Annotated in this window: 13 protein-coding genes; 2 read left to right on the top strand and 11 right to left on the bottom strand. The window is 32.4% G+C overall.

Translation table 11 applies throughout. From position 1 onward, the window contains the following. The 11 genes from OLM52_RS04095 to OLM52_RS04045 all read right to left on the bottom strand — a co-directional run bounded on the left by OLM52_RS04095 (position 1) and on the right by OLM52_RS04045 (position 12,873). The gene (locus tag OLM52_RS04095; protein WP_264549875.1) at positions 1-1,431 is read right to left on the bottom strand and encodes a CsgG/HfaB family protein; all 1,431 of its coding nucleotides are present in this window, start codon (positions 1,429-1,431) and stop codon (positions 1-3) included. 76 nt (positions 1,432-1,507) lie between these two features. Then, positions 1,508-1,948, bottom strand: a complete 441-nt coding sequence (locus tag OLM52_RS04090; RefSeq protein WP_264549874.1) for a curli production assembly/transport component CsgF — start codon at positions 1,946-1,948, stop codon at positions 1,508-1,510. Positions 1,949-1,958: 10 nt separating this feature from the next. Continuing rightward, on the bottom strand, positions 1,959-2,684 hold the full coding sequence (locus tag OLM52_RS04085; protein WP_264549873.1) for a curli production assembly/transport protein CsgE: 726 nt from the start codon (positions 2,682-2,684) through the stop codon (positions 1,959-1,961). Next, positions 2,681-3,163 (bottom strand): hypothetical protein, encoded by a 483-nt coding sequence (locus OLM52_RS04080; protein ID WP_264549872.1) that lies wholly within the window; start codon positions 3,161-3,163, stop codon positions 2,681-2,683. Before OLM52_RS04080 ends, OLM52_RS04085 begins: the two co-directional genes overlap by 4 nt. A gap of 145 nt (positions 3,164-3,308) precedes the next feature. Further along, positions 3,309-4,127, bottom strand: a complete 819-nt coding sequence (locus OLM52_RS04075; protein WP_264549871.1) for a hypothetical protein — start codon at positions 4,125-4,127, stop codon at positions 3,309-3,311. 407 nt (positions 4,128-4,534) lie between these two features. Continuing rightward, positions 4,535-6,325, bottom strand: a complete 1,791-nt coding sequence (locus tag OLM52_RS04070; protein ID WP_264549870.1) for an acyl-CoA dehydrogenase family protein — start codon at positions 6,323-6,325, stop codon at positions 4,535-4,537. Positions 6,326-6,449: 124 nt separating this feature from the next. Continuing rightward, positions 6,450-7,634 (bottom strand): acetyl-CoA C-acyltransferase, encoded by a 1,185-nt coding sequence (locus OLM52_RS04065; protein ID WP_264549869.1) that lies wholly within the window; start codon positions 7,632-7,634, stop codon positions 6,450-6,452. Between the two features lie 84 nt (positions 7,635-7,718). Beyond that, positions 7,719-8,072 carry a four helix bundle protein gene (locus OLM52_RS04060; protein ID WP_264549868.1) on the bottom strand — a complete coding sequence of 118 codons (354 nt, stop codon included), beginning with the start codon at positions 8,070-8,072 and terminating at the stop codon, positions 7,719-7,721. A gap of 46 nt (positions 8,073-8,118) precedes the next feature. Beyond that, the gene (locus OLM52_RS04055) at positions 8,119-10,509 is read right to left on the bottom strand and encodes a 3-hydroxyacyl-CoA dehydrogenase/enoyl-CoA hydratase family protein (protein ID WP_264549867.1); all 2,391 of its coding nucleotides are present in this window, start codon (positions 10,507-10,509) and stop codon (positions 8,119-8,121) included. Positions 10,510-10,527: 18 nt separating this feature from the next. After that, entirely contained in the window at positions 10,528-10,968 is a 441-nt protein-coding gene (locus OLM52_RS04050) for a MarR family winged helix-turn-helix transcriptional regulator (RefSeq protein ID WP_264549866.1), read from the bottom strand. A 123-nt stretch (positions 10,969-11,091) separates the two neighbouring features. Continuing rightward, positions 11,092-12,873, bottom strand: coding sequence for an AMP-dependent synthetase/ligase (locus tag OLM52_RS04045; protein WP_264549865.1), 1,782 nt, complete (start codon positions 12,871-12,873; stop codon positions 11,092-11,094). 287 nt (positions 12,874-13,160) lie between these two features. Here OLM52_RS04045 and OLM52_RS04040 point away from each other — a divergent pair, with 287 nt between their 5' ends. Next, positions 13,161-13,514 carry a cupin domain-containing protein gene (locus tag OLM52_RS04040; protein WP_264549864.1) on the top strand — a complete coding sequence of 118 codons (354 nt, stop codon included), beginning with the start codon at positions 13,161-13,163 and terminating at the stop codon, positions 13,512-13,514. A 43-nt stretch (positions 13,515-13,557) separates the two neighbouring features. Continuing rightward, entirely contained in the window at positions 13,558-14,130 is a 573-nt protein-coding gene (locus OLM52_RS04035) for a helix-turn-helix domain-containing protein (protein ID WP_264549863.1), read from the top strand. Positions 14,131-14,150 lie beyond the last annotated feature (20 nt).

Genomic DNA, 14,150 nt, shown 5'->3' with positions numbered 1-14,150 from the left:
TTATTTTTTTGTGTTTGAAGTTGCTTCAATTGATAAATCTTTCACATGTTTTTTAATGGCTTTTTCATCATATTTTCTTTTTGGAAAATAGTAGTTGACACTAATGAAAAATCGCCAATAATTGTCGTCTCGAATACCTGAAACTATGTTGTCAATTTTATCAGATTGCGTTAAATTGATTTCGCCAAGCATTCGAATTCCGAAATTGTCTGTCGCTAAATATTCAACACCTAAACCCGATTGAAGTTTAAAATAAGGTGATTCGTAACTTGATGTTGCTCCTAATCCGGTTCCGATATAGAAAAAGGGACTAAGTCTATCATAAGGTAAAAAGAGTACTTCGGTATTTAAATCGAAAGATGTGTGTGCATCGTCAAATTTATTTTTGTTTTTCATCCAAAACAAATTAACAGAAGTATTAATACTAAAAGTTGGTAAAAGAAAATAGCGCATTCCTGTACGCAAGGCTGGTTTTAAAACAGGACTTGGATAATCGCCTTGAATGAGCGAACTACCAACATCTAAATTCACACCAAATTTAGCTCTACGCTCTTTGAAATAACGTTTGTACAGTAACGTTGATTCTGATTCATCTTTTTCTTTATTGTATTCGTTTATAACTTCGGTTAGTGTAGAGATTGGCGCATTGGCAACCCAAATATTATCTTGAATTCCCTCAACAATTAATCCTTCAACCGCTTTTTCAATTGCTTCTGTAACGGCTAATTGTAAAGGCTCGTTTTTAGTGAAACCCGTTTCAACTTCTAATAATCTTTTGAACTTAACATAACGAAATAAACTTGCATCTAATGATTGCGACAAAATGGTTTTTGAAACATAAATTGTTTTTAGAATTTTTCCATTTTGCGTTGAAACAAGGCGAAGATATACAGTAACTCGATCTTGTCTATAACTTGTAGAACTTCCTGCACCAAAATAACGTGCTCCAAAACCACCAGTTATAATATTAGAATCATACGAAACAATTCCGCCTTCCAATAAAACTCCAGCATAGAGTAGAGGAGTTAGTTGCTGATCTTTTGAATTTGAGTCTTTTAAATATTCTTGACGTGTAGATCTAATGATGTTTCTTTCTTGTAAAAGATTGGCTAAATTTTCTCGTTCAATTGGAATAAACCATTTTGAATCTTCAAGTGCTTTTATCAAAATTGAAGTTGAACCTTGAGTCACAGCGGTACTAAAATTACTTCCATTATCTGAAGGTTTGTATTGGCCTGTTTGGTCTCTAAATTTATATACACCTACAACAATTTGTTCTTTTGGAGGTGGTAACGATTTTAATGATAAGGTAGCAGGAGTTTCTTCTCCATAAGAAGCTTTTTGAACGGTAAGAGGCTGATTAAAATAGGCACCGCAACTGCTTAATAGAATAAATAAACTGCAACCAACTATTTTTATGCTTGTTTTCATGTGTTTTGTTTTTAGTAAAAAGAACACGAATAAGCTAAATTTTAATAAACTTAGGGCAGTTTATGTTAGGTAAAAATTAATTTCGTGGAATGATAACTTGTGTTTCTTCACCGGTTAGAATGTCTAAAATATTAACGACTAAGCCTAAGTTTGACTCATATAATTCTACAGATAAACTTCCAAAAGTATACACACCATTTTGAGTTCCAGAGCCACCAGTACTAGTTCCTGTTCCTGAAGTTCCTGAGCCAAATTGATTGTCAAAAAGTTCTCTGGATAGATAACTTAATAATTGAGAGTTTAAGTTATCTCTAAATCGTTCTAATTCAGATTGTTGTTCAAAACCTGCATCTCCATCCGGGTCTTTTAACAAATTTTGAGCTTCAGCAGAACTCAACATCCATTGATAATTGAATGTATCGCCACCAAATGCGGGGTTTTTTGGTTTATAAACTAAGTTTTGGCCCCATGAAAAACCAACAAAAAAACAAGTAAATAGTATTATGTACGTTTTCATTTTTATTGTTTTAATATTGTTCGATTCTGTTTTTTAGTTTTTCTAAGTCTTTGAAATATTTCTTTGTAATTTGTATAGCTTCTTCTGCCTTTTGATAAAGAAATTCCTCATTTGGGTTTGCAATAAACTCGGATATCAACTTATTATCTATTGTTATTTTAAGAATTGTTGTTCGTCCTACATTAAGTTGTTCTTCAATTAAAACAATTTGATTGCCTTTAATGGCTTCAGAATTGTATTTTGAAAAATATATATCGTAAAAATCTTTTCCTACTTTAGTTTTAGTATCATCTGAGACAATACCTGTAATTTCAAGTTCAGCTTCATTTTTTTTTAAAACGTCACTTTTTTTTTCTTCTACAATTATTCGATCTTTTCCCACCATTACATCATTTTCATCATAAATTAAGAGTAGAATAATAATTTCATCTTGTGTGCTTTGATTTATTTTTGTTGTTGAAAGTATTTTTTTTTCATTTGGATTTAATGTAAACTCACCATTTTGAGAATTGTTTGATGTGTTTGCATTTTTCTTGTTTTTTTTGATAACTGACAAAGTATATGACAAATTTTTCATACCATCATCAAGATTTTCTGCTGTACCAGTTACCGAAACCATTTCTTCAAAATAACTTAATTCTACTTTTGCCTTTACTTCTGTATTCAGAATCTGAGCATGGAGAAGTGTGTTAAAAAACAACAATAGAAATAGACTATATGTTTGATTTAGTTTCATCGGCTAATTACTATTATTGCAGCGTTATTTCCGTTTATTTGAATTTTTAAATTTTCTGAAATTGAATTACTTCCAAAGCTGGTAATTCGGTTGTTATTACCATTTTGAATGTATTGATTATCAATTGTATTATAATTTCCTATCGACATTTCATTAATTGAGTTTCCATTTCCATTTTGAATAATATATTCGTTTACTTCATTTTCAACTCTATAGATATCCGTCAAATTAAAATGTCCGTTTTGATATACTTGAATAATTGATTGATTGGCAATGATGGTGTTTTGATTGTGGTTTTGATTTCCAATTTGTGTAATTATAGCATTATTAGTTTGGTTTTGCGAAATTGTTGCAGTTAGTTTATAATCTACATTTTGATTTATAATTGCAATTTCTGTTAGGGTGTTTTCTTGCGAAATAACCTTTGGAGAACCAATTAGCAAAATAAAAATAACGACTATTTTTTTTAGATTTTTCATATGTTAATATTTCATTTTTAATAGGTAACATATGGTATCGCTTATTATAGATGTGTTTGTTAGTACAAAATTTTTGTTGTTAGCGATTTCATATAATAAAAATGAGACAAGCAAGAAGAGCTTACTTGTCTCATTAATAAAAAAATTAGTTAGATTGATTTACTAAAGAAAGGTTTCCAACTCCAGTTTGGTTAACAAAACTCATGTGCAATTGTCCTGTTTGATTTGTCCAAGCTGAGTTTAATGAACCATCTTGTTGAATATAAGAGAAGTTTCCTTCACCATCTTGAGTGGTAATAGCTAAATTACTTTGACCATCTTGATCATGAATCGCCATATTATCTTCTCCTAATTGCAATTGGAATGAAGCATTTCCTTCACCAACTTGCATCGCTAAACCTGTGTTACCTTCACCAACTTGAGTTTGAGAAGAATAGTTGTCTTCTCCAAATTGAATTGCAGTAGCAGTATTATCATCACCAAGTTGAGTTTGATCTGCTAAATTGTCTTCTCCAACTTGCAAAACTGAAGCAGTATTGTCTAATCCAACTTGTAAAACGTTTGCTTCGTTAGAAATTCCTAATTGATTCACTGTAGAACTATTTCTTCTACCAAATTGATCAATATCTGAATCATTTCCAAACCCAACTTGAGTTACATCAGCTTCATTTCTTCTGCCGTCTTGGTTTACGTTTGAATAATTTCCAACGCCTAATTGATCTACTTTGGCATCATTACGTCTACCTAATTGGTCAATTTCCGAACCATTGAATGCACCAACTTGATCAACTTCTGCTTCATTGTAGCGTCCATCTTGGTCAACATCTGAACCATTTAACAATCCGAATTGGTCTACATTAGACATGTTTCCTAAACCTGTTTGGTTTACTAAACTTAAATTGGCTTGTGCAAACATTGCAACTCCAAACAACATCACTGAGATGTTTAAAACAACTTTTTTCATAATTTAAATATTTAATTGGTTATTAAATTCAATATAAAATACGACCAAAGAAGTGAGGTAAGTTGTTTTAATCAACGACATAATTCCATTTGTAGAAGGGGGGCGGAATCTTTAATTATATATGTCAAAATTATATAGAATATTTATATATAAAAACTTTTATGGAGTAATTTTTTAATTATTTAATAACTTTTCTACGAATTGTTTAAAATCATAGATGAAGTGCTTGTTTTGTAAATTTTTTTCTGAAAATTTCCTTATCTTTTAATTATCAGGTAACTACATTTTATTTTTGATTTGAATTGGCGCATTCCTACTACATGTTATTTTTGAATTAAATAGCAAAAGCCACTACAAATCTGTAGTGGCTTTTGTTTTAAACAAACTAAACCAATTATATTACTGTATTAAAAAGCGTATTTGTTTTCGCTAATAATTTTTGCAGCAATTTTTTCACGAAGACCAATTACATTTGGCATGTTCGTATATTTTGTAAAACGTTTTAATCCCATTAACATCATACGTTGTTCGTCGCCTTCAGCAAAAGAAACAATTCCTTCTTTACCTTTTTGGTTTACGATATCTACGGCATGATATAAGTATAATTTTGCCATTGCAATTTGCTCCTGAACTTTGTCTTCACCTTCTTTTTTAGCTAATTTTTCAGTTCTAAGAATTGTACTTTCTGCCATGTAAATTTCAATTAAGATATCAGAAGCAGCCATTAACAATTGTTGGTGTGATTCTAACTCTGGTCCGTATTTTTGTACCGCAGCACCAGCAACCATTAAGAACACTTTTTTCAATTTGGCAATCATTTCTTTTTCTTCAGCGAATAGTTCTGAATAATCAGGAATATCAAAAGAAGGAATACCCATTAATTCTTCGGCAACAGCCATTGCTGGACCTAATAAATCCACGTGACCTTTCATAGCTTTCTTTACTAACATTCCAACCGATAACATTCTGTTGATTTCGTTAGTTCCTTCGTAAATTCTTGCGATACGAGCATCTCTCCAAGCACTTTCCATTGGTGCATCTTCTGAGAATCCCATACCCCCAAAAATTTGAATTCCTTCATCCGTACACGCCTGAACATCTTCAGAAACGGCAACTTTTAAGATAGAACATTCGATTGCGAATTCTTCAACACCTTTTAATTCTGCTTCTTGGTGCGAATTTCCTTCACTAACTCTAATGTTAATTCTATTTTCGATATCAGCTGCTGCTCTGTAAGTAGCACTTTCTCCAGCATAAGCGTTTGTTGCCATTTCAGCAATTTTAGCTTGAATTGCTCCAAAACTTGAAATTGGTGTTTTAAACTGAACTCTTTCGTTAGCATAATGTACTGCTCCAGTAATGGTTCTACGTTGTGCTTCTAAACAAGCTGCTGCTAATTTAATACGACCAACATTTAAAGCATTCATAGCAATTTTAAAACCTTCGCCACGACCAGCCAACATATTTTCTACTGGTACTTTTGTTTCATTAAAGAAAACCTGACGAGTAGAAGAGGAGCGAATACCTAATTTGTGCTCTTCGTCACCCATTGAAATTCCGTTTGAAGGATCATTTTCAACGATGAAACCAGTAATATTTTTATCGTCTTCAATACGAGCGAAAACAATCATTACGTTACAAAAACCCGCATTAGAAATCCACATTTTCCCACCTGTGATTTTATAATGTGTTCCATCTTCTGAAAGAACGGCTTTTGTTTTTCCTGAATTTGCATCTGAACCAGCTCCAGGTTCTGTCAAACAATACGCTCCAAACCATTCGCCCGAAGCTAATTTTGGTACATATTTTTGTTTTTGTTCTTCAGTTCCATATAGCGTAATTGGCATGGTTCCAATTCCAGTGTGCGCCCCAAAAGCAGTTGAAAACGAACCAGTTGCTCCCGAAATATAATCACAAACTAAAACCGTGTTTACGAATCCCATTTCCATTCCGCCATAGGCAGCAGGAACAGCAACGCTTAGGTAACCCAATTCACCTGCTTTGCGCATGATGTCTTCAGTTAAAGCGTAATCTTTCTTTTCGAAGCGTTCTTTGTTTGGCCAAATTTCTTTGTCTACGAATTCGATAACCGAATCACGCATCATAACTTGTTCTTCATTGAAATCTTCTGGAGTGAAGATGTCTTCGCAATTTGTTTCTTTTACAAGGAATTGTCCTCCTCTGATGATATCTGACATAATTAGCCCCCTATCCCCCAAAGGGGAACCTATTAGGGGTCAATAGGGTTTAAATTTTACAATATATTTTATTTATAGTATTTCAGTACAAAGTATAACCACAATCCATATTCCCTAGGGGGCTTTACTTCAAAAATTCGTAAATTCCTGCTGTTCCTTGTCCTGTTCCCACACACATGGAAACAATTCCATATTTACTTCCTCTTAATCGCATTTCGTCAAACAATTGAACAGAAAGTTTAGCACCTGTACAACCTAGTGGATGACCTAATGCAATAGCTCCACCATTTACGTTTACGATATCAGGATTTAAGCCTAATTCTCTAACAACAGCTAAGGATTGAGAAGCGAACGCTTCGTTTAACTCTATTAAATCAATATCAGATTGTTTTAAACCTGCTTGCTTTAAAGCTTTTGGAATAGCCTTTACAGGTCCAATTCCCATGATTCTTGGTTCTACACCTGCAGAAGCAAAATTTACTAATCGAGCAATAGGTTCAAGATTTAATTCTTTTACCATTTCTTCGCTCATAACTAATACGAAAGCTGCTCCATCACTCATTTGAGATGAGTTTCCTGCTGTTACACTTCCATCAGCTGCAAATACGGGTCTTAAACCTCCTAATGCCGCAACAGAAGTTCCTGCTCTTGGTCCTTCGTCTTTGTTAACAACATAAGAACGCGTTTCTTTTTTACCATTTTCATTGATAAAAGTTTCTTCTACTGTAATAGGAACTATTTGAGCGTCAAATTTGCCTTCTGCTTGTGCTTTTAAAGCCTTCATATGTGATTGATATGCAAATTCATCTTGATCTTCACGAGAAACGTTGAATTGTTTTGCAACCGCTTCAGCAGTTAATCCCATTCCCCAATAATAATCTTCGTGACCAGCAGCTGCCGCTTTGTAATCTGGTGTTGGTTTGTAGCCTCCCATTGGAATATAACTCATACTTTCGGCACCACCTGCAATGATACAATCTGCCATTCCAGATTGAATTTTTGCTGTTGCCATACCGATAGTTTCAATACCTGATGCACAATATCTATTTACTGTAACACCTGGAACATCTTCTACTTTTAATCCCATTAATGAAATTAATCTACCAACGTTTAAACCTTGTTCTGCTTCTGGCATGGCATTTCCTACCATAACATCATCGATACGAGTTTTATCAAAATTAGGAAGCTCTTTCATCATGTGTTCGATGGTTTCTGCTGCTAATTCGTCAGGACGTTTAAAACGAAAAACTCCTTTAGGTGCTTTTCCTACTGCTGTTCTATATGCTTTTACTATATATGCTGTTTTCATATTGTTTGTATTAAGATTGGAGTATTAAGTATTAAGACTTTTTTTAGTATTAAGATGTTAGTATTAAGTATTATGACTTTTTTATTATGTTTTTAAAGTTTTTTGGAATGAAAAATTCATATTTGACACCTCTACCAATTGACTAATTACAGGTTGTACAATTTCTTCTTTTATAAGTTTTAATCTTTTCGCAAGTATTAATTGAGTTATTAATTCAAAAGTTGACCCATTTGCAATTCCTAAAAACTGAATAAACTCTTTATTGTGGTTTCTTCCTGAACCTTCTGCTATATTTGAAGGAATTGAAACTGCACATTTTTTTATTTGATGAATTAAATTAAACTTTTCATCATTTGGCAATAGCAGTGAAATTTCATAAATCACAACAGCAATATCCATTGCTTTTTGCCATATTTTAAGTTTTTCAAAATTATGCATAATCTATTTGTCTTAATACTTAATACTTGAGTCTTAATACTTACAACTAATTTCTCAACGGTTTCCCTTTGGTTAACATGTACTGAATTCTTTCTAAAGATTTTCTTTCTCCTGTTAATGATAAAAATGCTTCTCTTTCTAAATCCAATAAGTATTGTTCAGAAACTAAAGTTGCTTCTGATAAATCGCCACCAGCCATTACATAGGCTAATTTGTTGGCAATTTTTTTATCGTGTTCAGAAATGTATTTACCAGCTTCCATTTGGTCAGTTCCAACTAAGAACATTCCCAATGCTTGCTTTCCTAATACTTTGATATCTTTTCTTCTTACAGGTTGCGTGTAACCTTGTTCTGCCATTTGTAACGCTACTTGTTTAGCTGTTGCAATTTGACGGTCTTTGTTTACCACAACAATATCTCTTCCTTTTTGTAAAACACCGGTATCAAAGCCTTCATAAGCTGAAGTAGCTACTTTTGCCATTCCTACAGTCAAGAAATATTCTTGAAGAACATTTAATTCCACATCGTTTTTACGGAATAAATCAGAAGCTCTCAAAGCCATTTCTTTAGAACCGCCACCGCCTGGAATTACTCCAACACCAAATTCGACTAATCCGATGTACGTTTCTGCTGCAGCAACCGCTCTGTCGGCGTGCATAGTTAATTCGCAACCACCACCTAATGTCATTCCATGTGGAGCAGCAATAACTGGAATTGCAGAATATCGGCAACGCATCATCGTGTCTTGGAACATCTTGATAGCCATGTTTAGTTCGTCATATTCTTGTTCCACAGCCATCATGAAAATCATTCCTAAATTAGCGCCAACAGAGAAATTTGCGCCTTGATTACCAATTACTAAACCATTGTAATCTTTTTCAGCAATTTCAATCGCTTTGTTGATTCCTTGTAAAACACCAGCTCCAATAGAATTCATTTTAGAGGTAAATTCTAAATTGATGATTCCATCACCTAAATCGGTAATGATTGCATCGCTGTTGTTCCATATTTTTTTGCTTTCGCGAATATTATTTAAGATAATGAAGGCATCTTGACCTGGAATTTTTTCTACTTTTTTGTTTGTGATAGAGTAGAAGTGTGTTGCTCCATCTTTAATCGAATAAAAAGAAGTGTTTCCAGAAGCTAACATATCCGTTACCCAAGAAGCAGGTTGATATCCTTCCGCTTTCATCAATTCAATTCCTTTTTCCACTCCGATGGCATCCCAAATTTCGAACGGACCGTTTTCCCAACCAAATCCAGCTTTCATAGCATCGTCGATTTTGTAGAAAGCGTCTGTGATTTCAGGAATTCTGTTAGAACAGTATTGGAACATTGAAGCAAAGTTTTTTCTGTAGAAATCACCTGCTTTGTCTTTTCCAGTCACTAAAACATTGAATCTATCGATTGGTTTATCGATTGTTTTTGTCAATTCTAAAGTTGCAAAAGATGCTTTTTTATTGGCTCTATATTCTAAGGTGTCTAAATCCAAAGTTAGAATGTCTTTCCCTTCTTTTTTATAGAAACCTTGACCGGTTTTACTTCCTAACCATTTGTTTTCCATCATTTTGTTAACAAATTCTGGAAGTTTAAATAATTCATGCGCTTCGTCGTTTGGACAATTTTCATAAATTCCATTCGCTACATGCACTAAAGTATCTAAACCAACCACATCAACCGTTCTAAAGGTAGCCGATTTTGGACGACCAATAACGGGTCCAGTCAATTTATCAACTTCTTCAACGGTTAATCCCATTTCCTTTACTTGGTGGAATAAACTTTGAATACCAAATATTCCGATTCTATTTCCGATGAAAGCTGGAGTATCTTTTGCTACAACTGAAGTTTTTCCTAAGAATTTTTCACCATAACCATTTAAGAACTCCAATACATCATCAGATGTTTTTGGACCAGGAATGATTTCAAATAATTTTAAGTAACGAGCTGGATTGAAAAAGTGTGTTCCACAGAAATGTTGTTGGAAATCTTCGCTTCTTCCTTCGCTCATGAACTGAATTGGAATACCAGACGTATTTGATGTTACTAAAGTTCCTGGTTTTCTGAATTTGTCCACTTGTTCAAAAACAATTTTCTTGATGTCTAAACGTTCTACAACAACTTCAATAATCCAATCAGCTGTTGCAATTTTTGACATATCATCTGTGGTATTACCCGTTGTAATTCTCGAGGCAAAACTTGGATGATAAATTGGTGAAGGTTTTGATTTTAAAGTGTTTGCTAGGTGATCATTTACTAATCGATTTCTAACGGATTTGCTTTCTAAAGTCAACCCTTTTTTCTGTTCTGCTTCGGTTAGTTCGTTTGGTGCGATGTCTAATAATAAGACTTCTACTCCAATGTTTGCAAAATGACAAGCAATGCCACTTCCCATAATTCCGGAACCAATAACAGCAACTTTTTTAATATTTCGTTTCATGTTGATAGGTTTGTTGTTTTATTTGTCGTTAAATATTTTTTTATCGGTGATTAATTCATTGATGATTTCGGCTACTTCCATAAAGTTTTGCAGTTTTTCATCGGTAAGATTTGCTCTTACTGTATCATTAAATTTTAATACCGTATTTTTTGAAAGTTCTCTTTTTTCTTTTCCTAATTCAGTTAAATAAATTAAAACACCTCTTCCGTCTGCTGGATTTTTTTTTCGGATAATTAATCCTTTTTCTTCCATTGATTTTAAAGTTCGTGTTAAACTTGTTGCTTCCATTCCCATTCTAGGACCAAGAGTAGTAGAAGGAGTTCCATTTTCTCTATCAATACTCAAAAGTGCAAAACCAGTAGCCATTGTGGCACTGTATTTAGCGGCTTCTTCGTTATACATTCTAGCAACAGCTTGCCAAGTGTATCTTAATATATAGTCGATTGTTTTATCTTGCATAACCTAAATTTCTTCAAATATAAAAAAAAATACTATGCACGCATAGTATTTTAAGATTTTTTTATTGATTTAATGATTTTTTAACATTTAAAAAGTAAAATCCACCAATTGGTGGATTTAATTTTATTGTTCTCCGTAAATTTTCACGTATAAATTATTATATTTTTCTTTTATAATTTTACGTTTAAGTTTCATCGTCGGAGTTAAATGCCCGTCATTAATAGACCAAACGTCTGGAGTTAACTCAAAACGTTTTACTTTTTCCCAATTTCCAAAGCGTTCGTTATAATGTTCGATTTCTTCTTGAATTCTTTTTATAACTACAGGATTTGTGATAATATCTTCGTTGGTAGTACCTAGTTTTACATCAGGATGTTTGATTGCCCAATCTTTTATAAATTCAAAATTTGGTTGAATAAAAGCAGCTGGCATTTTTTCACCTTCGCCAATAACCATAATTTGTTCAATAAAACGTGATTGTTTGAAAGTGTTTTCAAGTAATTGAGGTGCTACATATTTTCCACCAGACGTTTTGAACATTTCTTTTTTACGATCAGTAATTTTCAAGAAACCTTCGTTGTCGATTTCACCAATATCACCAGTATGGAAATAACCACCTTTTAAAACTTCATTCGTTTGCGTTTCATCTTTGTAGTAACCCATCATTACATTTGGACCTTTACATAAGATTTCGCCATCTTCAGCAATTTTAACTTCAACGCCATCTAAAACTCTTCCTACTGTACCTACTTTGAACCCTTTGTTTCTCATGTCGTTAACAGAAATTACAGGAGAAGTTTCGGTTAAACCATAACCTTCCATAACTGGAATTCCTGCTGCGGTAAACACTTTTGTTAACCTTGGTTGTAAGGCAGCACTTCCTGAAACTAAAAGTTCTAATTCGCCACCAAGTGCTTCTTGCCATTTTGAAAAAATTAATTTTCTTGCAATTTTAAGCTGGAATTCATAAAACCATCCGTTTTCTTTATAAGGTTTGTATTGAATTCCTAAACCGGTTGCCCAAAAGAATAATTTCTTTTTGATTCCAGTTAAATCAGCTCCTTTAGCATAAATTTTATCATATACTTTTTCTAATAATCTTGGCACAACCGACATTACGTGTGGATGTACTTCTTTTAAATTATCTGAGATTTTTTCAATGCTTTCTGCAAAGTAGATTGAAATGCCATAATATTGGTACAAATACGTCAGCATTCGTTCAAAAATATGACAAATAGGTAAAAAACTTAATGCTTTTGTATCACCAGGTCTAAGAGGAACTCTTGGCGCACTCATTAAAACATCAGAAACAATATTTTGATGTGATAACATCACACCTTTTGGTCTTCCTGTAGTTCCAGAGGTATATATTATAGTGGCTAAATCAGTAGTTGTTACATTATTTTTTCGATCTTCTACTACATCCTGATTTGATTCATCTGCTCCAAGTTCAAGAATTTCTTTCCAACTTTTACATCCTTCAATAGCATTGTAAGAATAAATAGCTTTAAGATTTGGAATGTTTTTTTGTACAGCAATTAATTTGTCATACACTTCTTGATCAGAAACAAAACAATAGGAAGATTCTGAATGATTTAAAATATACTCATAGTCTTCAGATGAAATAGTTGGATAAATTGGCACAGTTTGTGCACCAGTTTGTAAAGCACCAATATCTGTAATATGCCATTCTGTTCTATTGTTGGAAGAAATAATAGCTATTTTATCATTTTTATTGACTCCTAAACGAATTAATCCTCTTGAAACAGCATTAGCTTTATCAAGATATTCTTTAGTAGAAGTCTTAACCCATTCGTTACCATATTTTGTTACAAGAGCATCTGGTAAGTTGTACTTTTCTAATTGATGGTAAGGAAAGTCAAATAAGCGTGTAATATTTGTCATAATTCACAATTAATATTTCTTGCAAATTATAAAAATAAAACTAATTGTGCAATTTTTTAAATAATTGATAATCTATGAATTAAATTTTTATGAATTTAAAAATAGTATGCTTGCCTACTAAATTATCTAAATTGTATTAATAATAGAAAAATATTGGTTTTACTTCTAAAATGGGAAATATATAAATATTAATCACGATTATGTAATGATTTTTGTAAAATAATTAACCACCTTTGAATAGAATTGTATTTCGTGTTTAAAATTATAAAGCAATTCAGCCAAAAAAAATGAAAAAGCCAAGCGAAGTTGTTGAAGTTGAAAAAGGAAAAATTCACATTGTTGTTGAGCTAATTGAGTATATCCCAAATGCAGTGGTAAGTAAAACAATTATAAAAAAAGTAACCGGAAATGTTACGGCTTCTTCTTTTGATGCAGGAGAAGAATTAGATGAAAAAAGATCCCCTTTTGATACCTACATTCAAATTATTGATGGAGTAGCTGAGCTAACTATTGATAAAAAGAAATTCAAGTTAAAATTAGGAGATGGTATGGTAATTCCTGCTCATTCCACTCACCATTTTAATGCTAATGAACAATTTAAAATGATATCAACTGTAATTAAAAGTGGTTATGAAGATTAAATAAACGGAGCAAAAACTAATTTGCCATTAAAACTAAAACAAAATGATACTCTATATTAAATATATGGTTAGTCTTCGCTGTAAAATAATGGTCAAGGAAGAACTAAAAAAAATAGGGTTGCATCACGTAATCGTTGATTTAGGGGTTGTTGAAATTTTAGAAGATATAACTCCTGAACAATTTGATTTATTGAAAACAAATTTAGGCAAGTCTGGTCTTGAATTATTAGACGACAAAAAAGCTATTCTTATTGAAAAAATTAAAGATGTAATTATCGAAATGGTTCATTATACAGATGAATTGCCAAAAGTAAATTATTCAGATTACATCAGCGAAAAACTACAACAAGACTACACGTATTTATCCAACATTTTTTCAGATGTAAAAGGAATTACCATTCAGCAATACATTATCAATCATAAGATTGAACGTGTAAAAGAATTGCTTTTATACGATGAAATGAATTTATCTGAAATAGCATACTTATTAAATTACAGTAGTGTAGCACATTTATCGAGTCAATTTAAAAAAGTTACTGGATTATCTCCATCTTATTTCAAACAATTGAAAAAAAGAAAAAAATCAAAACTTAGAGAAAACTTAGAAGATGTTTAGTTTAAATGCATGAAAATGTG

The sequence above is a fragment of the Flavobacterium sp. N2820 genome (assembly GCF_025947285.1).
Lineage (GTDB): Bacteria > Bacteroidota > Bacteroidia > Flavobacteriales > Flavobacteriaceae > Flavobacterium.
This window is presented reverse-complemented; position numbering and strand designations above follow the sequence as displayed.

Bases quoted from the DNA above. Each gene is read 5' to 3' on its own strand.
- OLM52_RS04060 (WP_264549868.1), bottom strand. From the start codon at position 8,072: ATGCATAATTTTGAAAAACTTAAAATATGGCAAAAAGCAATGGATATT.
- OLM52_RS04045 (WP_264549865.1), bottom strand. From the start codon at position 12,873: ATGACAAATATTACACGCTTATTTGACTTTCCTTACCATCAATTAGAA.
- OLM52_RS04070 (WP_264549870.1), bottom strand. From the start codon at position 6,325: ATGTCAGATATCATCAGAGGAGGACAATTCCTTGTAAAAGAAACAAAT.
- OLM52_RS04040 (WP_264549864.1), top strand. From the start codon at position 13,161: ATGAAAAAGCCAAGCGAAGTTGTTGAAGTTGAAAAAGGAAAAATTCAC.
- OLM52_RS04080 (WP_264549872.1), bottom strand. From the start codon at position 3,163: ATGAAAAATCTAAAAAAAATAGTCGTTATTTTTATTTTGCTAATTGGT.
- OLM52_RS04095 (WP_264549875.1), bottom strand. From the start codon at position 1,431: ATGAAAACAAGCATAAAAATAGTTGGTTGCAGTTTATTTATTCTATTA.
- OLM52_RS04035 (WP_264549863.1), top strand. From the start codon at position 13,558: ATGATACTCTATATTAAATATATGGTTAGTCTTCGCTGTAAAATAATG.
- OLM52_RS04055 (WP_264549867.1), bottom strand. From the start codon at position 10,509: ATGAAACGAAATATTAAAAAAGTTGCTGTTATTGGTTCCGGAATTATG.
- OLM52_RS04050 (WP_264549866.1), bottom strand. From the start codon at position 10,968: ATGCAAGATAAAACAATCGACTATATATTAAGATACACTTGGCAAGCT.
- OLM52_RS04085 (WP_264549873.1), bottom strand. From the start codon at position 2,684: ATGAAACTAAATCAAACATATAGTCTATTTCTATTGTTGTTTTTTAAC.
- OLM52_RS04065 (WP_264549869.1), bottom strand. From the start codon at position 7,634: ATGAAAACAGCATATATAGTAAAAGCATATAGAACAGCAGTAGGAAAA.
- OLM52_RS04090 (WP_264549874.1), bottom strand. From the start codon at position 1,948: ATGAAAACGTACATAATACTATTTACTTGTTTTTTTGTTGGTTTTTCA.
- OLM52_RS04075 (WP_264549871.1), bottom strand. From the start codon at position 4,127: ATGAAAAAAGTTGTTTTAAACATCTCAGTGATGTTGTTTGGAGTTGCA.